This is a genomic window from Shewanella sp. 30m-14, from assembly GCF_052977125.1.
Window position 1 is genome coordinate 1 of sequence record NZ_JBRILW010000029.1, and the last position, 19,459, is coordinate 19,459.

Consider the following 19,459-nt stretch of genomic DNA (forward strand, 5'->3'; position numbering starts at 1 on the left):
AGAGTTCAGAGCGAGTGACAAAATTGTGTTCTAGGGATTGGGCAAGTGTGACCAGTTAATTTTCCAGTTTGGTATAATACTGAAGTCGCAGCGATTAATTGTGACATTACGCAATAATTTAATGGTTAGTTTGTTTTCCCATCATGTTTCTAACGCTGTTTGTCAGCGGCTGCTGGTATCACTCATTAATATTGATTAAAATCCCGCGCCTAACTCTTCCATTGCGTGACTGCCTGCAATTATATGCGCTTGCTTACAAAAACCTCACTCGTGCTGACCTTTAGTTACTTTTTTCTCTGGTGCTTTGGCCCTTTATGGCTGAGAGAACTAGGAAGTTGGTTCGGTTTACCCCTATGGTTTTGGTTTTCCTGTATTGCAGCACCAATTTTATTGATAGTAAGTCTTAGCTTTTTACTGACCAATATGGCTGACAAACAAGATGACTAGTTTGCTTCCCGTGCTTATTTATCTCGCTTTGAGCCTGGTTGTCACCCGTGTATGGAGCGCACGTCAATCTAAACAATCTCAGGCACTGCATGAAGATAAAGCCAAGCGCTTCTTCATAGGCGGTCCGTTTTTGGGGGGGCCGTTACTGGCACTCACCTTAGTTGCAACTTATACCAGCGCAGGCTCTTTTATTGGGGGGCCAGGGGCGGCGTATAAGTTTGGTTTGGGCTGGGTTTGGTTAGCACTTATTCAAGTACCTGTGGTTATTCTTACTCTGGGGGTTTTAGGGCCTAAATTTCTTGCGCAAAAAAAGCAATACAGCACCATTATTGAATGGCTAGATATTCGCTATAAAAGCACAGGATTAAGCATTATTGCCATGTTGAGCTTAGTCGTCGGCTTTATTGCCATGATTTCGGTGCAATTTATAGGTGGTGCGCGGTTACTTTCTGGTGTGACAGGCATTAGCTACGAGTTAGGCCTAGCGGTATTTGTCATCACGGTAATGGCTTACACAATTACTGGTGGCTTTAGAGCTGTGGTGCTTACCGATGCACTGCAGGGTATGGTGATGTTAGTGGGACTGATGATATTACTACTGGTGATCCTTACGCAGCCAGAGCTCAGTGCGCAGCTTAGCGAGGAAACGGCAAAAGCACCTCAGTTACTTAGCCCTCACGGCATGGGTGACTATCTTGGTTGGCCAATGATGCTCTCATTTTGGGTATTGATCTGTTTTGGTACAATGGGCTTGCCACACACGATTGTCAGGTTACTCGCAGTTAAAGATAACCAATCATTAAAGCGCGGTATGATTTGGGGAACATTAATCTGTTTCTTGATGACATTACTGCCGCATCTTTGTGGGTTTTTAGGGCGTGCATTATTTCCAAATCTCTCGGTTCCCGATCAGATTATGCCCACCTTAATTGCAGAGTTAATGAGCCCATTTTGGGCGGGTATTTTATTAGCGGCGCCGATTGCTGCGGTCATGTCATCGGTTGATTCAATGTTGCTCCAATCAGCGGTAAGCATTGTGCGTGACGGCGTGGTGAAAACCCGACCGAAGATGAGTTCAACAGCTCAAGTTCGTTTGACTCAAGTAGTGATGGTACTGATCACTGCCTTAGCCTGCTTTTGGGCAATAAAACCGCCGGATATGATTGTTTGGATTAATCTTGCGGCTTTTGGTGCACTGCAAGCGGTATTTTTATGGCCGATTATAGCCGGGTTATTTTGGCCTAGTGTGAATGGGCAAAGCGCTTTAGTGGCGATGTGCAGTGGTATGGCAAGTTATCTCGCGCTGCAGTGGCAAGCACCACTGACATTCAATATTCATCCTATTGTCCCCGCGCTGCTATTCTCGCTATTGATGTTAGTGATTAGTCATGTCATACAGTTATCACGAGCAAAACGTTCACTGCAGAATGATTATTAAGCTGTATTGCAAGCCTGTTGTAAGCATATTGTAAGACTAGGGTAAGCAGTAAGCTGTCTAAGGTTAACCCATTGCTGGAAAAGGGTTGGCCATTGGTTTATATTTGCCGCCATATAATAATAAAATGGTGGCATAATGGACCCTGTTAGTACTTCAAATGACACAACTAATCAAACGGTTAGTCATGGTGTTGCTCAATCATCTGAGCAAGCCTCTCAACTGCGTAAATCATGGCAAATGCCTGATACCTTAGTCATTATCTTTTTTGTTGCAATCGCGGCTGCGATTTTGACCTACTTTGTTCCAATTGGCTCGTTTCAGACTCAAGATGTCAGCTATGTTGTTGATGGGGTAGAGAAGAGTCGAAGCGTTATTGATCCCAATTCTTTTACGTATGAAGTTGATGAACTGGGCGAGCCTATTCTACAGCCTGTTGCGTTATTTGAAGGCCATGGAGGCGTTGGCTTTTTTAATTTTGCCTTCGAAGGTCTCGTTTCAGGGTCTAAGTGGGGCAGCGCCATTGGCGTGATCATGTTTATGCTCGTGATTGGCGGCGCTTTTGGCATTGTGATGGCAACAGGTACCATAGATAACGGGATTTTGAAGCTAATAGATGCCACACGTGGCAAAGAAGGCTTGTTTATTCCGGTTATATTTATCCTGTTTTCACTTGGCGGTGCGGTATTTGGTATGGGGGAGGAGGCGATAGCCTTTGCCATTATTATCTGCCCGTTAATGATCCGTTTAGGCTATGACGGCATCACCACTGTAATGGTCACCTATGTGGCAACTCAAATTGGCTTTGCCGCATCTTGGATGAACCCGTTTAGCGTTGCTATTGCACAAGGCATTGCTGGCGTACCTGTGTTATCGGGCTCGGGCATGCGCTTTATTATGTGGACAGGTTTTACCTTGATGGGCGTAATCTTCACCATGCGTTATGGTGCAAAAGTAAAAGCCAAACCTGAGCACTCTTTCAGTTATCAAAGTGATAGTTATTTTAGAGAAAACCAAAAGCAGGCCAATTTAGAGAGCCGCTTTAATCTTGGTGATATCTTAGTGTTATCGACTATCGTTGTGACCGTTGCGTGGATCATCTGGGGGGTGATAGCAAAGGCTTGGTTTATCCCCGAAATAGCCAGTCAGTTTTTTACCATGGGTATTATCGTCGGTTTAATCGGTGTGCTGTTTAAGCTAAATAACATGAATATTAACACCGTTGCAGTGAGCTTTAAGCAGGGCGCTGCCACCATGCTTGAACCTGCTGTGTTAGTGGGTTGTGCATCTGGTATTTTGTTGTTACTAGGTGGTGGTGATGCTAAAACACCAAGTGTATTGAATACCATTTTAAGCGCCGCAGGTGAGTTTATCGGTCAGCTGCCAAGTGTGATGTCAGCTTGGTTTATGTTTGTGTTTCAATCGGTGTTTAATTTCTTTGTGACCTCTGGTTCAGGTCAGGCTGCACTCACCATGCCGCTCATGGCACCGCTGGCTGACCTTGTAGGTGTCACACGTCAAGTTGCCGTATTGGCTTTTCAGCTAGGTGATGGCTTTACTAACGTTCTAGTGCCAACGTCTGCAACCTTGATGGCAACTCTGGGTGTATGTCGAGTGGATTGGGGGCAGTGGCTTAAGTTTATTTGGCGCTTTATGTTGGCGTTATTTACTGTATCGAGCGTGATTGTTATCGCTGCGCACTATATGGGATTTAGTTAAGCGAGAATAGATTGAAACGTAAAATGAACTGATAAAAAACGGCATCTTAGGATGCCGTTTTTAGTGTGAGTAAAGCGATAGTTAGCTCTTAAGTAAGTGCTTGCTTAGAACTTCACTTCACCTTCAACAAACCACTCACGACCACGTGCATTGTATATGCTGCGTGGGTAGTGCGGCCATGATGTTGCAGTTGGGTCAAAGTTAGGGCCTGCATCAAACAAGTTAACAACACCCGCTTTAACTTTTATTGAATCAGAGATGGTGTAACCTGTCGTTAGGTTCCACTTAGTTTGCGAGGCAACTTCATGGTCCTCTTCAATAAATACATCGCCTGCGGCTTCTGCAGCTTCTTTGAAAGACTTATATTGTGAACCGTGCATGCGCGCAGTGTGGTAAGCGCCAAGTGTCGCCTCAAAGTCTTCAATGAAATAACCAAGTACTAAGTTGGCACGGTACTGTGGCAAACCACCGTTTTCGATATCATCTTCAATAGGGTCGCTCTGAGTTAGCTGATACTCTGAATTCAAGATATAGGTACCGCTAAAGTTAAGCTTTAGTTCACCAAAATTATTTAGATCCCAGTTATAGCCAGCAGTTAAATCAAAACCACGTACTTCTTGGTACGCCAAGTTTTGGGCTGTTGCATTGATATGAGTAATGGTGCCATTATCGTCACGGGTGATCATGTCTTCATACAGCTCATATTCACGAGCAGCTTGTGAAGCACTGATGTCACTTACCATGTCGTCAAGCTTCCACTCCCAAAGATCGAACGATGCGTTAAATGAATCTCCGCCCCATACCGCGCCAATGTTTGCTGTGTAACCTGTTTCAGCTTCTAAGTCTTGGTTAGCACCAGTTGTGGTATCGATGTGAAGTTCATTACAGATAGCATTGAGGTTTTCATCTGGGTAACTTGTACCTGGTGTTCCGCCCATCGCTTGGCACTGCTTAAAGTCAATAACGGTGTTAAAGCCGTTTGTAGGATCGCCATATACGCGGTGCATATCTGGAGCGCGGAAAACTGAGCTCCAAGAACCACGAACAAGTAGCTCTCTTAATGGACGATACTCAACTGCGATTTGTGGTGAAAGGTTACCACCAAAATTGTCATAGTGGTCATAACGAAGCGCCGCATCAATGGTTAAGTCATCCAGCACTGGAATACTCAATTCTGCATAGGTTGCCCAGTTTTTACGCTCACCAGCACCTGACGAACCACCTTTACCTAAGATGTTACCGTTTTTAGATTCAGAGTCTGAGTCTGTTGAGTAGTCTTGTATCGTGTATTCAGCACCGTATGCGAACATCACCTCGCCAGCGTCCATATCAAACAGTGCGCCTGTGATATTTGCTTGAATGTTCTTCTGTGTTGATTGAGCGCGCTCAAAAGAGCTGTAAGATGCTCTTTCTGCATCTTCTGCAGACATGTTTTCTAGTAGAGAGTTACCATTCTCACCGGCAGTTATGTAGTTAAACATACCAGCTACAGTCGCGTTACCGTTGCCAAATACATCAACACTGGTGCGGCCATAGTTAACTGATGCATCCCAGCTATATTCATCAGCAATCATGCCTTCAAGACCAGCGGTGAAGAAATAGTTGCGGGTCTTGGTTTCAGTTGTGCGGTTACCTAATTCATGTAAGCGACGAGCATAGTAGTAATCACCATCTTCAGCATTGGCAAAGTCACCGTTTAGTGCAGTTGACTTATCATCAAAGACCTTGCTGAGGTAGTTATCTGCGCCAACTTGGCCATAGCTAACCGTTAATTGATCGCCATCAACAGCAATATCGTAGTCATCGATTGCAGAAGGTTCGATATTAGTAACAGATTTAGCTTCTGCAAAATCTAAACGACCCACAAAAGTCACATCTTCAGCAAGTTCATAGTTAAAGATGGTTGAGCTGATAAAGCGTGTGCTTTCTGGTTGCAGATCGCGCCATGCAGAGCGGTCAAAACCACAAATGTTACGAGCTGAATCCCATAGGAAACCACCGGCAGTACATTCTTCTGCTGTTAGTTGGCGTGCACCATCACCGCTACCCGCGATTCTTGCGCCGTATGAGCTGTATTGAGAGTATGGGCTGTGAGGTACTTTATCCGTGTGTAAACCGAAGTTTTCTCTATCTGTTGCTTTTAGTGACTCATTGTCTGTAAATTCGATAAAGCTTGAAACGTTACCTTTGTCAGAAGAAGCACCTATCGATAGTGCAACGCGATCGTTGCCTCCGCCACCATTTGTTGTATCGCCGTGACGGTATTTAACCGCAACACCTTCGAAATCTTTTTTCAAGATGATATTGATGACACCACCAACGGCATCGGCACCATAAATAGCTGAACCGCCTGACTGCAAGATCTCAATACGTTGAACTGCTTCCATCGGCAGGTTTGCTGTATCAACGAAATTATCAGTACCGCCAGCGGGCTTTGGATATTGGTTTAATCTTTTGCCATTGATCAGTGTCAATGTACGGTTTGCACCTGCGCCGCGAAGGCTAATAGAAGAAGCGGCAGGTGTGAAGCCATGAACTGATTGCGTCGTCATAGCACCTGTAGATGAGGTTAAGCTTTCTAAGGCATCTTGAATGCTAGTGAAGCCCTGATTAGCCATTTCATCAGCACTTAACACTGTAACAGGTGTTGCTGTTTCCATATCGCTACGCTGAATACGAGAACCCGTCACCTGGATGCGTTCTACATTTTCATCATCAGTTGCTGCAAGTACTACTGGCGAGCTTAGTGCAGCAGCCGCTGCACCTGTTGCTAACGCAAAGCGGATCGCTTTGGCCAATCTTGAGTTACGCTTCATATTGTTTACTCCCTTGGAACTTATAATAGTTATATGTTTTGTTTAGGTTCTGCTTCTTAAGATGTTGCAAATGTATTTAAAAAGAGGTCCCGAGAGTGGATGTAAGCACAACTAAATAACTGGGGCAACATGCTATTTACAGGTGTTGTGTGCGCAAGTCTTTACGTTAATTTACGAGTGAGTAACATGCTCGTAACTGTGTTGTGACTTCGGTGTTTTTCGTGTAATTAAGCTGGTGTTGCTGTTGCCTGTTTTGTTGCGAAGGTTTACTTGGTGTGAGCGTTTTGTTTTTACTTGTGGCGCTTACTGTTACTGATGTTGGTGTGTTTCTGCTGAGTGTTAAGCTGTATACGCGTTAGTGTAGCATCCTATATAAAAAACCCTAAGTGTGAGAGTGGTCACACTTAGGGTTTCGGGGAGTAGGTGTTGATGGTAAATGTTACATTTAGTTTACCGGTTTTAAAGGCTAAATGAGGAACACCTAAGTGGCGTAATTAACATCATTTTTTAAGCTGTAACTCGACCAAGAATGCTTGCCTTATAATGGATTAAGTATTTTATCGCAACATAGGTAACAACGAGCGTTGCAACGATAAGCTCAAATTTTGCAGCGATGAGTAAGTCAAAAGAGAGCGCACTGCTACCGTATGTTGCAACGACCCAGTTAACGGTTTTAAATAAAGCTGTAGCACCAATAACCATAGGAAAGGTGAATGCGGCGTAACCTGGTGAGAAAGGCAATCGGAGTAAGTGAAAGAAAGCCAAATAAATTACGCTGGTCATTAGCAATGCAAGCGTGAGTAATACACCCACTATAATCAATGAAGGTTGAGCTGAAATTGTTAAGTAACCAGCCAAAGAAAGGCTAGCGGGTGCAGCTAAAATTGCGATGGTAGGTTTAGCGGCTTCAGCAATGGGTTCACAGAAGATCAAACGATAGAGCATGATAGGCAGCATCACTAGATAGCTCAGCATGCCAAAGGTAAGAATTGCATCTGCTAACCATTGATACTGCATTTCAGCACCATGAGGAAAAGAGACTGCGGCAACAATAATACCGATAGGTGGCACAAACCAACTTGGTACCATATGGTCGAGTTTAAAATCGATGGCACGGTAATAGACGAATAAGGTTAAAAATACCATATGAATGCCAATCGCTAATAACCATATTACTACAGCAATACTGTGATTAAAGTGCCCGATGGCAGCTGAAACCACCATGAGTCCCATCGCAAAAGTAGGGATGACACTACCCACGACAGGATGAGTTAATTCTTGCATCAGCACTTTGGGGTGAAGCACGAATTTGGCGACTAACATCAATAACATAACACTCGCGATTGAAGCGCCAGCTAATTGAGCCTGACCACCAAAACTCGGCATCATACTTTCCCATGCCCAACCTAAGCTACCAATAGCCAGTGCAAGGCCTGCCATAGGGCTAGGTAAACGTGATACTCGGTGTCTTAATTTTGTGTGTGATGTGGCCATAGTATTATCCTGGAATCAATCTTATAAGCTTATTTTAGAACCGTTACTTGGTAATTAAAATTGAAACTAAATTAATCTTAACTTCAATTTTATTGATTAAGTTGGCCCGATTCTTGGTTCTTGATTTTGACTGATGGTTTTATTAGGTGATTAAGGCTTGAGCTTACAACGGAGTAAGGTGTGGCCTAGACCAATGTTGTCAATATCTTCATCAACAAAGAGCCCTGCTTGGCTGATTAGCTTAAGTAAGGTTTTACTGTGATACATGCGGCTGTTGCCGTTGGCGATGGCGGTAAAGTATAAAGAGGTTGCGTTGACGCAATAAGCACCGGCCTCAAAGGGCTGACGATCCCAGAAGGTTTCTAAGATACAAAGTTCACTGCCTGGCTGCATGACCGATGCAGCACGTTTTAAAATACTCAGGATTTCAGCTTCGGAGAAACAATCTAAGAATTGGCTCATCCAATAAAGATCACCCTTTTCACAAAAGGGTTTATTTTCATCGAGCAGATCGGTGACATAGGCATTAACTCGGTCAGATACTCCGGCATTCACTGCGTTTTCCATTGCGACCTGTAATTGACCGGGCAGATCCATAATGGTGATCTGGACCTGGCTGTCATAGCCTGTGCAGGCCAATGCCCATTTGCCAGTATTACCGCCCACATCGACAATATGTTTGGGTTTAGCTTGAAAAATTAAAGGAAGCAGCGATTCAAACGCATGATCTGAGTAGTAGTGATCAAACTCAAACCAGCTTTTTTTTATCTCATCGGGAAGTTGACTCAAACCTGGGTAAATCGTTGGCCAGTCGCCAAGGGAGCTTAATCCTTTAGGCTTACCTTCTTTTAACGACGCTTCTAGTTCAAATAAACCTTGATAGCACACATCATGGGTAAAGTTTAAGTTGGTTTTTGCCATATCATCATGCAGCAAAAAATGGCCAATTTTATCTAATACATAAGCGTCTTCATTTAAATAGAGCAGACCCATACTGAGTCCCATATCGACCAATACTCCCACAGCATACGCTGATAACTCAGATTGCTGTGCCAAGCTATTTACGCAGCAGCCTTTATCGCCGCTTTCGGAGATGAATTGTAAAAGGTTAAATTTTAGAAGACAGCGTGCTACTTGAAAGCTAATTGGTGCAAAAGCAATTTTTTGTGCTTCAAACTTTGCATCAAAAGCACTAATAGAAAGGGGGGAGCGATAAAAAGACATAAGTTAAACCAAGTTAAGCTTCTAGAGTATTAGTGGAGCCAAATTTTACATGTTACAGTTTGTTTATTGTTTGAAGTTGATCTGACTTCAGACGCTTACCTGTGTGCCTCACAAGGTATGAAGCGAGATTAATGGTGAACCCTGCGTATTTTTAGTCTGAAGGAAGTTGATATGCTCGTACCTCTGACCTATGTCGGTCGACAATCAAGCCGCAGTGATGGCCAAGCTCGGCGTATAGAAATTTTAGAAGCCACCTTACGGTTAATCGTCAAAGAGGGGATCCGTGGTGTTCGTCATCGCGCAGTGGCCAGTGAGGCTAATGTACCGCTCTCTTCAACCACCTATTATTTCGATGACATTAAAGATCTGATCAGTGATTCGTTAACCTATTTTGCTGAAAAAACCTTGTGGATGAATAAGGCATTAGAACAAAATAGTTACGCGTTGGTAGAAAGTGTCATATTGGAGCAGCAAAGGGCTGATGAGCAACAGGTCAAAGCATTTATTATTGATCATTTAAGCCAATTCATTGGCGAGCATATAAAAGAGCAGTTATCACATCGAGACGATAGAATACTTGAGCTTGCATTCCATGAAGAAGCATTGCGTAATCCGCAGCTTGCTTTGGCCATCAGCTTATTAGATGAGACGTTTCAGACCAGCATTAAGACATTTTTTAGCACTATGGGTTCTTGTACCGCTCATGCGGATGCATATCAAATATTAGCGATTATTAAGTTGCTAGAATATCAATATCTTATTCGCGGCAGTATCGACGAAAAAGAGATGTTGGAAATTATTCGCTCGAGTGTGAACCACATAGTTAAAGCGATTACAGTCAAAGCAATAAAAAACCCAAGCTAATGCTTGGGTTTCTTGGCAATTGGCTACAGTTTACTGCACGTTTTCAGCGTCGCTAAACTGGCCTTGGAACAGGGCTGATGATAAGTAACGCTCTGCTGCTGAAGGTAGAATAACTACGATATTCTTGCCTTCAAATTCAGGTAATGCAGCGATACGGTTAGCGGCTACTACAGCTGCGCCCGAAGAAATACCCACTAAGATCCCTTCCTCTTTCATCAAACGTTGAGCCATTTCAATAGACTCTTCATTGGTTACCGCTTCAACGCGATCAATAAGGGTTAGATCTAAGTTTCCAGGGATGAAGCCAGCGCCAATACCTTGGATCTTGTGAGGTCCAGGTTGTACCGTTTGGCCAGCTAAAGTTTGTGCGATAACGGGTGAGTCAACAGGCTCAACAGCAACCGATGTAATCGCTTTACCTTGAGTGTTTTTAATATAGCGGCTCACGCCGGTAATTGTACCGCCCGTACCGACACCCGCAACAACAACATCGACTTCACCGTCGGTGTCATTCCAAATTTCTGGTCCAGTCGTTTTTTCGTGAATTTCTGGGTTAGCAGGGTTATTAAACTGCTGTAATAGGACATACTTTTCAGGATCTGATTGACGGATCTCTTCCGCTTTATCAATAGCGCCCTTCATGCCCTTAGCGCCTTCAGTCAAAACAAGGTTAGCGCCAAGTGCTTTAAGTAATTTTCTACGCTCTAAACTCATGGTGTTTGGCATAGTTAAAGTCAATTTGTATCCGCGAGCGGCAGCAACATATGCTAGAGCGATACCAGTATTGCCTGACGTTGGCTCAATAAGCTCTTGCTCTTGAGTCAGCAGACCTTTTTTCTCTGCATCCCAAATCATATTGGCACCGATACGGCACTTAACACTGAAACTTGGGTTACGCGCTTCTACTTTAGCAAGCACTCTACCATTGCTCACACGATTTAGACGGACAAGAGGGGTGTTACCAATTGTTTGTGAATTATCTTCAAAAATTTTGCTCATGGATTGCTTGCTCCTTTATATGCACAGCTAAATCATAATAGGCTTTCACAGCAATAGAAGTGATAGTTTGTTCTTCATTATGCTTTTTAGTTATTAAAGCGTTTGCTGTTATACATAAACGTCAGGTTTAAACAAAAAATATTATGTTAATGTTGTGTAAGTCAAGTAGATTACATTCAATAAAATTAACGGTTTATATGCCTATTGTAAAAGGTGATGAGGGTTTTGATGAACCAGCAGAAAATAACTAAGCAGGATGATCCTAAGACCTGGGTAACACCATTTGCCTTTGATGTGGCGCCCAATATTCTTTACTTGCCATTAGCAAGTCCGGTTAAGCGAGGCTTAGCTATGATGGTCGATGGACTGTTGGTAGCGGTATTAGCCGAAAGCGCAGGCTGGATTTTTGTTGTACTGGTACTGGGTACGTTAATTATCCAAAAACAGAGTAAAACCGTGGGCAGAGTGTTTAAGTGGGGCTTATACCTACTGATGTTGCTTGCGTTGGTCTCGGCGCTAGTGGGCTACTATGGCGATGTCACGGCTGACTTATCTGAACAAGGCAGTGACCTAACCAGCAATCGTCACCAACTGCAGCCAGAAAATAGTGACGCAGACTTAGCAACTTTCACTGAAATGATAGGCTACATCCCGGCCGTTTTTGTGGCGAGTCAATGTGAGGATTTAGCCTGTGCACAATCGAAGCTGGCCGAAGTGGAGCAGGCATTATCTCAATCAAGTTTACCAGCCGCAAAGCAGACAGAAATCATCAATGACTTAGTCGCAGGGTTACCGCTTTCGAGTATTGAGAAGCAACCGCTTTATCGACAGCAGGGGCTTGAACAAGTTGCGCCGCACGTTAATGATTCAGATCTTAATGACTCAGACTTACATGACGCTGCCGCCAATAAGCTAGACGTTAATCACTCAGATGCTAATGGCTTAGATGTTGATGATGTAGGCGTTAATGATTTAAACATCAATTCAAATACTGCGATGAGTACCAATCCCGCCATAAATAAAGATACCATTATTAAAGCAGCCAAAGACTTAGATCTTGAGATTGGAGCTGGTTTTCCTGAGTCAACAGTCATTGAAGATGAGGACTCGACAACCAGTCCACTGGCATGGATAAAAGGCCTGTTAAACGATCTGGGTCTAGGCTTTGGTTGGGCAGCTTTTTATTTTACAGTGTTCACTGCCTGGTTTGATGGTCAAACTTTAGGTAAAAAACTATTTGGTATTCGTGTTATTCAGCTCGATGGCACTAAAATTTCACTCTGGGATGCATTTGGTCGTTATGGTGGCTACGCAGCTGGCTTTACCACGGGTTTATTGGGTTTTTTCCAAATTTACTGGGATGCTAATAGACAAGCGATTCAAGATAAAATCTCGGCAACTGTGGTTATCGATGTGCGTAAAACAAAGCATGAAGTGGCACTGGAACATGCATCTATTGATAACAAGTTTGTTAACTCTGATATCGAAAATGGTGCAAACATTTGACATAAGGATACCGTTTTTTACCAACATTCGTTAAGCTTGCCGCCATAAGAAGCGCGTAGATGCATTATGCGACAGCGTAAATCTCCCATTTTATTATGTACAGTTAACACATCAGTCAAAAATATTGATTAATGTAGAGTCGGTTAAGAAGCTCGTTAACTGCACATAACAAGGAGTATGGGAAGAAGGAGAGCAAGTTTGCGGATATTAGTGGTTGAAGATAGCCAAGTGGTTTCTCGGGTAATGCGGCACTTACTGACTCAAGAGTTATGTTGTGAGGTCGATGTCGCCCCGGATATGGCCAGCGCTAAAGAGCTGTTGGCACAAAATGAGTACTTTGTGGCGATCACAGACTTAAACCTTCCTGATGCACAAGAAGGTGAGATAGTGAAGTTTGTGTTGGCAAAACAGATCCCTTGCATTGTATTAACCGGTAGCTGGGACGCCGAGCAGCGCGCTCGACTATTGCAGCTCGGCATTGTGGATTATGTATTTAAGGAAAACCGCTTTAGCTATGAATATACCGCTAAGCTGGTGAAACGTTTAAGCCGTAATCAAAGTGTCAAAGTGCTGGTTGCCGATGACTCGGTTGTTAGCCGTAAGTTTATTCGTAGCCTGTTGGAGCAGCATCTATTTCAGGTTATTGAAGCTGACGACGGAATTGCAGCACTAGAAACCCTTAATGATAACCCCGACATTACTTTACTCATCACTGATTATAATATGCCAAGGCTGGATGGTTTTGGGTTGATTATTAAGGTGCGGGAGCGACTGAGCCGCGAAGAACTCGCCATTATCGGCCTATCTAGCGACAGTGATGAAAGCTTATCAGCACGCTTTATTAAAAATGGTGCGAATGACTTCCTGCAAAAGCCGTTTGTGCATGAAGAGTTTCATTGCCGGGTGTTAACAACACTGGACTCGTTAGACATGGTCACAAAACTGTGGGAACAGGCGAATCTCGATTACCTTACCAACGTGTTTAACCGTCGCTATTTCTTTAATTTTTATCAAGAAAAGTTAACTTTGATTGCTCAAAAACAAGGTTCTTTAGCGTTGGCATTACTGGATGTCGACTTTTTTAAAAAGGTGAACGATACCTATGGTCATGATGTTGGTGATGAGGTGTTAATCGAGTTTTCTGCACGATTGAAGCAGTCATTTTCACAGCATTTTACGGTTGCACGAATTGGTGGTGAAGAGTTTGTGGTGGGATTTAAAGGCCTTAATGTAGAGAAAGCGTATGCCTTGCTCGACAGATTCCGTATGCAACTTGAGGTCACACCGATAGAAACCTCAAAAGGGACGTTAAATATTACGGTCAGTACCGGTGTAACAGAGTTTACCGCCAACGAAACCGTAGATGAGTTGCTAAACCGCGCTGATACGAGTTTGTATGAAGCTAAAAGTGCTGGACGTAACCTAGTTTGTATCGCGCAAAGCTAGCTTTTAAGCTTGATTGCAACCATGAAAAAGCAGCCCGATGGCTGCTTTTTCTCAAAGTATGGTTTTTAGGTTATTCAGGGGCAATAGCATCGTTTTTATAGGCGGTGCGATACTTATCGACCCACATGGCCGTCGCGCCACAAATTGCAACGGGCATGACCACAAAGTTTAAAATGGGGATCATCGAGAACAGGGTGACTGCGGCGCCAAAACTAAAGCTGCTGCCCTTGGTCTGATTGAGCGCAAACTTCATGTCCTGAAACGGCACTTTATGGTTATCAAATGGATAATCACAATACTGAATTGCCATCATCCAGGCACTAAACAGGAACCACAAAATAGGCGCAACGGTTTGCCCTACAAAAGGGATCCAAAATAGCAGTAAGAATACGATGGCTCTAGGGAGATAATATTTAAGCTTTATCCACTCTCGGCCCATGATCCGCGGCAGATCTTTAATCAGATCGATACCGCCACCGGTGTTAAGAGGCTTACCCGTAAGTTGCTGCTCTACCTTTTCGGCTAATAAACCATTAAAAGGGGCGGCAAGCCAGTTCATAACCGAGCTAAAAATAAACGACAGTACGACTAATAAAGTTAGTACAGCTAATGGCCACAAGATAAAGTTTAGCCAGCTTAAATAGTCGGGAAGTTGACCTGAAAGCCAGGCAAACACACTCTCTAATTGACCAATGGCAAAATAGACTAGACTACCAAATAACAATAAATTGATTGAAAGTGGAATAAAGACAAATCTTCTAAGGCCAGGCTGCTTGATTAGACGAAAGCCATCGAGAAAATAATTAACACCGCTTTTTTTTTGTACTTGATTGGTTTTATTCATAGAAGTATTACGTTGTTAAGAATGCATATTCGTACGATTGTGAGTCAGTCGGTATTTAATCACAAGTTAAAAGCGCTTAATCATCAATAAAAAGCGTTACAAAATGCAGTGAGCTTTGGTAAAGTTACACTCCATATAAATGCGATTGCTAGCTATCCAATGCTAGGCGTCGAACTTAATCGCTAACATGTTAGCGAGGAAATGACAAAACGGCACCATGAGACTTAAACTGATTAAACTTGCCGGATTCAAGTCATTTGTCGATCCAACCAAAATACCTCTACTGAGTCCACTAAGCGCCATTATTGGCCCGAACGGCTGCGGCAAATCCAATGTGATTGATGCGGTGCGTTGGGTATTGGGTGAAAGTTCTGCCAAACATCTGCGTGGCGACTCTATGGCAGACGTTATTTTTAATGGCTCTACCGCAAGACGCCCCGTGTCAGTTGCCAGCGTGGAATTGCTATTTGACAATCAAGATGGGCGCCTAGTTGGCCAGTATTCCAGTTATCAAGAAATTGCCGTTAAACGCCAAGTGAGCCGAGACGGTGATTCTAGCTATTTTCTCAATAACCAAAAGTGCCGCCGTAAAGATATTACCGATCTTTTTATGGGCACAGGTCTTGGGCCCCGAAGTTACGCCATTATTGAGCAGGGCACTATTTCACGGCTCATTGAGTCCAAGCCTCAAGACCTAAGGGTTTTCATTGAAGAAGCGGCGGGGATCTCTCGTTATAAAGAACGTCGTCGAGAAACTGAGAATCGCATTCGTCACACCCGAGAGAACTTGGCGAGGCTCGGTGATATTCGCTCTGAATTAGCTAAACAGTTAGATAAATTGGCCGAACAGGCTGAAACCGCTAAAAAGTATCGTGAGCTAAAGCAAGCTGAGCGCAAGTGCGATGCCGAATTATCGGTATCACGCTATCATGAGTTGTTGCAGCAAACCGCAAAAATTGATGAGCAACTGGGTAAGTTAGGGGTGCAGCAAGCACAGTTTTTGGCTGAAAATCAGACCATAGAGCTGAGATTAACAGAGCTCAATTTAACGCTAAGCGAGCTTGATACTAAAGAAGCACATCAGGTCGAAGACTTTTATTTGACCAAAACGCACATCGCGAAGTTAGAGCAGTCTCTCAAGCACCGTGAGCAACAGGATGAAAGCCTGAGTCTACGACTACAAGAGCTTTCGGCGCAGATGCTCACTTACCGTGCCCGTTTAGCCGACGATGAAGCAAAACAAACTCTGCTAACTGAGCAGCAAACCAGTGCTTTGCCCGAAGCCAGTCTATTGCGACAGCAATTGGCAGAACATGATGCCGATCTTTCTACCTTAGTTGAGCAGCTTGACTATCTGAGCGAGCAATTAACTCATTTAAATGAGGCTCATACTCAGGCAAACCTTGCCTTTGAGATGAATCGTAATCAGCTCAGCCATGCTGAAACGGATATTGCTAATAAACATCAACGGGTCGCGAGACTAGAAGAGCAAACACTGCAAACGGCAGCAGAGCTTGAACTGTTGACGTCGCAAGATATCACTGAGCAGGTGAGTGAGCTTAGTGGTGTTATTGAGCAAGAACAAGAAATTGTCGATGAACTCAATTTCCAGCTGGAAGCCAAACAACAAACTGAACAAACCTTGCTCGCCGAACAGGACGCTCTGAAAGTCAAACTTGCAGATGAGCAAGGGCGGCTATCGGTCGTGTCTCAGTTATTACCAGCCGATAAGGACGGTGATAGCCAAGAGCTATGGCAAGTGATCGATGTTACTCCCGGCTGGGAAAGCGCCGTTGATATTTTATTGTCAGGGTTATTGAGTGCACCAGTATTACCCCAAGACGACTCGCAACGTAATAGTCTAGGTGATGACCAAGATAAAGATACTAATCAAGCGCAGTTTGGTTTTGAAGCTGGAAGCACACAACTTGCGGCCATCAAGGCGCCGGTAAACCTAGCTCCCTGGTTAAAACATGTCACCTGGGTTGAGACAAAAAACCACGCCATATTGCAACGAAGTGCACTCAAGGATGACGAGTTAATTGCGACCGCCGACGGTTATCTTATCGGTGTCGATTTTATCATTGAGAAAACCCAGGCAGCAGGCTCGATTGTCGAGCTTAAAAATGAACAAATTGCCTTGCAGCAAAGTGTGGCTAATAGCCAAGCGAGCTTAGCAAGATTAAGCGAAAATCTCGCCGAGATAAAGTTATTGCTGGCGCCGCTTGTTAGCCAAGCTCAGCAAAAACAGCAGTGGATTCAAACCAAGCAGATAGAGCTTGCCAGTTTAAGTTCACAACTGCGTTCGCAGCAGCAATCGATAACGGATATCGCTTCTAGACTCGCAAAAATTGAGCAAGAATTAGTTGAAGCTAAGCAAGAGTTACAGGCCTTTGAACTCAGCGCTGAGCAGCGTAAGCTGCAACATCAGTTACTGAACGAGACGCTGGAACAGACGCTGCGGGCTAAAACTCATGGTCAGCAGCAAAAAGCACAAGCGGTTGAAAAAGTTGCACAGCTAAAACCACTACGGCAGCAGTTAGAAGCCAAAGTGACGCAAACCTCAATGAGTGAGCAGAGCTTACACACTCAGTTAGTGCTCATTGAACAGCAAGTAAATCAACACCAACAGCGTTTGCTAGAGCTTGAACAAAATGAGTTGCAACTACATAAGCAATTAGAGGCTAAAGACAACGAGCTTGAAGAGGGACAGTCACAATCCCTTAAAGAACAATTAGAGCAGGCTCTGCAAGCGCAACAAATTAAGCAAGAGGCGTTAACGGTTTTAAGACAGCAGCAGGCTGAGTTACAAGAACTGTGCGATAGTGCAGGAACGAATAAAAAACAACAGCTTGCAAAGTTAGAAGACTTGACTCAATCCTCCAGCACGTTAAAGTTACGTCGTGAAGGTATAAAAGGTCAAATTGACAGTCAGCAGCGATTGTTAAATGAACAAAACGTTGATGTTGAACTAATATTATCTACATTAGACGATAAGAAGACCATGTTGTGGCGTCAAAAAGAGCTAGAACGACTACGGGCACAGATAGCACATTTAGGGGCTATCAACTTAGCGGCTATTGAAGAGTACGATCAGCAAAATCAACGTAAGTTGTATTTAGACAGTCAAGATGGCGACCTTAATGCCGCGCTAACCAGTTTAGAAGAAGCGATTCGTAAGATTGATAAAGAGACCAAGAGTCGCTTTAAAGATACTTTTGATAAAGTGAATACTGACTTAGGGATCTTGTTTCCTAAGGTCTTCGGTGGCGGAAGCGCATATTTAGCGTTAACCGACGATGACCTATTAGAAACTGGCGTGACCATTATGGCTAGGCCACCGGGTAAGAAGAATAGTACTATTCACCTTCTTTCTGGTGGAGAAAAAGCGTTAACCGCTTTATCATTAGTTTTTGCTATTTTTAGATTGAATCCAGCACCATTTTGTATGTTGGATGAGGTTGATGCACCTTTGGATGACGCCAATGTCGAACGTTTTTGTCGTTTGGTGAAAGAGATGTCCCAAAGCGTACAATTTATATATATTAGTCACAACAAGATCACCATGGAATTGGCCGATCAACTTATCGGTGTGACTATGCATGAGCCCGGTGTTTCGCGCATCGTGGCTGTTGATATCGATGAAGCGGTGGCATTAGCCGACGCAGGATAAACATAAGAAATACAGGGTAATCAATGGAAAATTTGCAGCTGGTATTGCTTCTTATAGGTGCGATAGCCATTATCGCCGTACTTGTGCACGGCTTTTGGTCCATTAGAAAACAGCAACCTAAGGGATACAAGCAAAGCCCCATGGCGGATATCAACCGTGAGCGTCGCGATGCCGAAGGTTTTGATAACGATGGGATTGGTGAAGTTAGAGTGGTCAAGCCAACGTCAGTAGACACGGCAACGAGCGATGTTAACGAGCAAGAGCCGCTGTTCACAGAGCCGGTTGAAGAAGCGTTTGAGTTAAGCCAGGCTCCTGCGGCTAAAATGAATAAGGCTCGTGTAGAACCGTCTTTATCGGCAGAAAATCCGGCTTTTAGTGATGAAATGCCAGTGCAAGAGTCTTTGTTTGCAAGTGAAGAGCCTTTATCTGCAGCTGAACCTCAACCAGCGCCTTTAAAGCCGGCAGCACAAGAGCCAGCAACCGTAGAAGAGCCAAAGCAAGCCGCTACAGATGAGCTAGGTGAACCACAAGATGTGCTGGTCTTACATGTTGTGGCTAAAGAGGGCGAAGAGCTTAGTGGCGCAGAGTTATTGCCATGTTTGCTAACACTTAACTTCAAGTTCGGTGATATGAATATTTTCCATCGTCATGAAGATAATGCTGGTACTGGAAAGGTACTGTTTTCGATGGCGAATATGGTTAAGCCTGGCGTATTTGACCCGGATAATATGGAGCAATTTAGCACGCAAGGTGTAGTGCTGTTTATGACGCTACCTTGTTATGGCGATGCGTTAATGAATTTCTCTATTATGCTGAACTCGGCTCACCAAATTGCCGATGATTTAGGTGGTGTGGTGCTCGACGGTGGCCGTGATGAGTGGTTAGAGAGTACTAAGCAAAACTATATCCAGCGGATCAGAGCGCAGGCCTAAGCGCAAATTGAGCATAACCATAAAAGCGAAGTTTTGAGGAACAGGGCAAATTAGATCCCA

Annotated in this window: 12 protein-coding genes; 7 read left to right on the forward strand and 5 right to left on the reverse strand. The window is 43.9% G+C overall.

Features of this window, described 5'->3' with window-relative positions:
* The first annotated feature begins 439 nt into the window (after window positions 1-439).
* Both panF and yfcC read left to right on the forward strand, forming a co-directional pair.
* Window positions 440-1,885: a sodium/pantothenate symporter gene (gene panF, locus ACVBIU_RS17640; protein ID WP_447164435.1), complete on the forward strand. Its 1,446-nt coding sequence runs from the start codon at window positions 440-442 to the stop codon at window positions 1,883-1,885.
* 135 nt (window positions 1,886-2,020) lie between these two features.
* Entirely contained in the window at window positions 2,021-3,601 is a 1,581-nt protein-coding gene (gene yfcC, locus ACVBIU_RS17645) for a putative basic amino acid antiporter YfcC (protein WP_447161712.1), read from the forward strand.
* A 104-nt stretch (window positions 3,602-3,705) separates the two neighbouring features.
* On the opposite strand, the gene ACVBIU_RS17650 is transcribed toward yfcC, so the two are convergent.
* The 3 genes from ACVBIU_RS17650 to ACVBIU_RS17660 all read right to left on the reverse strand — a co-directional run bounded on the left by ACVBIU_RS17650 (window position 3,706) and on the right by ACVBIU_RS17660 (window position 9,135).
* Window positions 3,706-6,417: a TonB-dependent receptor plug domain-containing protein gene (locus ACVBIU_RS17650; RefSeq protein ID WP_447164436.1), complete on the reverse strand. Its 2,712-nt coding sequence runs from the start codon at window positions 6,415-6,417 to the stop codon at window positions 3,706-3,708.
* 507 nt (window positions 6,418-6,924) lie between these two features.
* On the reverse strand, window positions 6,925-7,911 hold the full coding sequence (locus tag ACVBIU_RS17655) for a TDT family transporter (protein WP_447161710.1): 987 nt from the start codon (window positions 7,909-7,911) through the stop codon (window positions 6,925-6,927).
* 150 nt (window positions 7,912-8,061) lie between these two features.
* Window positions 8,062-9,135 carry a methyltransferase gene (locus tag ACVBIU_RS17660; protein WP_447161709.1) on the reverse strand — a complete coding sequence of 358 codons (1,074 nt, stop codon included), beginning with the start codon at window positions 9,133-9,135 and terminating at the stop codon, window positions 8,062-8,064.
* Window positions 9,136-9,306: 171 nt separating this feature from the next.
* On the opposite strand from ACVBIU_RS17660, the gene ACVBIU_RS17665 reads away from it, so the two are divergent.
* Window positions 9,307-9,999 carry a TetR/AcrR family transcriptional regulator gene (locus tag ACVBIU_RS17665; RefSeq protein WP_447161708.1) on the forward strand — a complete coding sequence of 231 codons (693 nt, stop codon included), beginning with the start codon at window positions 9,307-9,309 and terminating at the stop codon, window positions 9,997-9,999.
* A 30-nt stretch (window positions 10,000-10,029) separates the two neighbouring features.
* Here the strand turns inward: ACVBIU_RS17665 and cysK are convergent, their stop codons facing one another.
* On the reverse strand, window positions 10,030-10,998 hold the full coding sequence (gene cysK, locus ACVBIU_RS17670; RefSeq protein ID WP_447161707.1) for a cysteine synthase A: 969 nt from the start codon (window positions 10,996-10,998) through the stop codon (window positions 10,030-10,032).
* Window positions 10,999-11,226: 228 nt separating this feature from the next.
* On the opposite strand from cysK, the gene ACVBIU_RS17675 reads away from it, so the two are divergent.
* Window positions 11,227-12,504, forward strand: coding sequence for an RDD family protein (locus tag ACVBIU_RS17675; RefSeq protein ID WP_447164437.1), 1,278 nt, complete (start codon window positions 11,227-11,229; stop codon window positions 12,502-12,504).
* Window positions 12,505-12,702: 198 nt separating this feature from the next.
* Window positions 12,703-13,950 carry a GGDEF domain-containing response regulator gene (locus tag ACVBIU_RS17680; RefSeq protein ID WP_447164438.1) on the forward strand — a complete coding sequence of 416 codons (1,248 nt, stop codon included), beginning with the start codon at window positions 12,703-12,705 and terminating at the stop codon, window positions 13,948-13,950.
* 70 nt (window positions 13,951-14,020) lie between these two features.
* Here ACVBIU_RS17680 and cysZ read toward each other — a convergent pair whose 3' ends face one another.
* Complete coding sequence (cysZ, locus tag ACVBIU_RS17685) at window positions 14,021-14,794, reverse strand: sulfate transporter CysZ (RefSeq protein ID WP_447161705.1); 774 nt, start codon at window positions 14,792-14,794, stop codon at window positions 14,021-14,023.
* A 217-nt stretch (window positions 14,795-15,011) separates the two neighbouring features.
* Between cysZ and smc the strand changes: the two genes are divergently transcribed.
* Entirely contained in the window at window positions 15,012-18,467 is a 3,456-nt protein-coding gene (smc, locus tag ACVBIU_RS17690) for a chromosome segregation protein SMC (RefSeq protein WP_447164439.1), read from the forward strand.
* Window positions 18,468-18,490: 23 nt separating this feature from the next.
* Window positions 18,491-19,399: a cell division protein ZipA gene (gene zipA / locus ACVBIU_RS17695; RefSeq protein WP_447164440.1), complete on the forward strand. Its 909-nt coding sequence runs from the start codon at window positions 18,491-18,493 to the stop codon at window positions 19,397-19,399.
* Window positions 19,400-19,459: the final 60 nt, after the last annotated feature.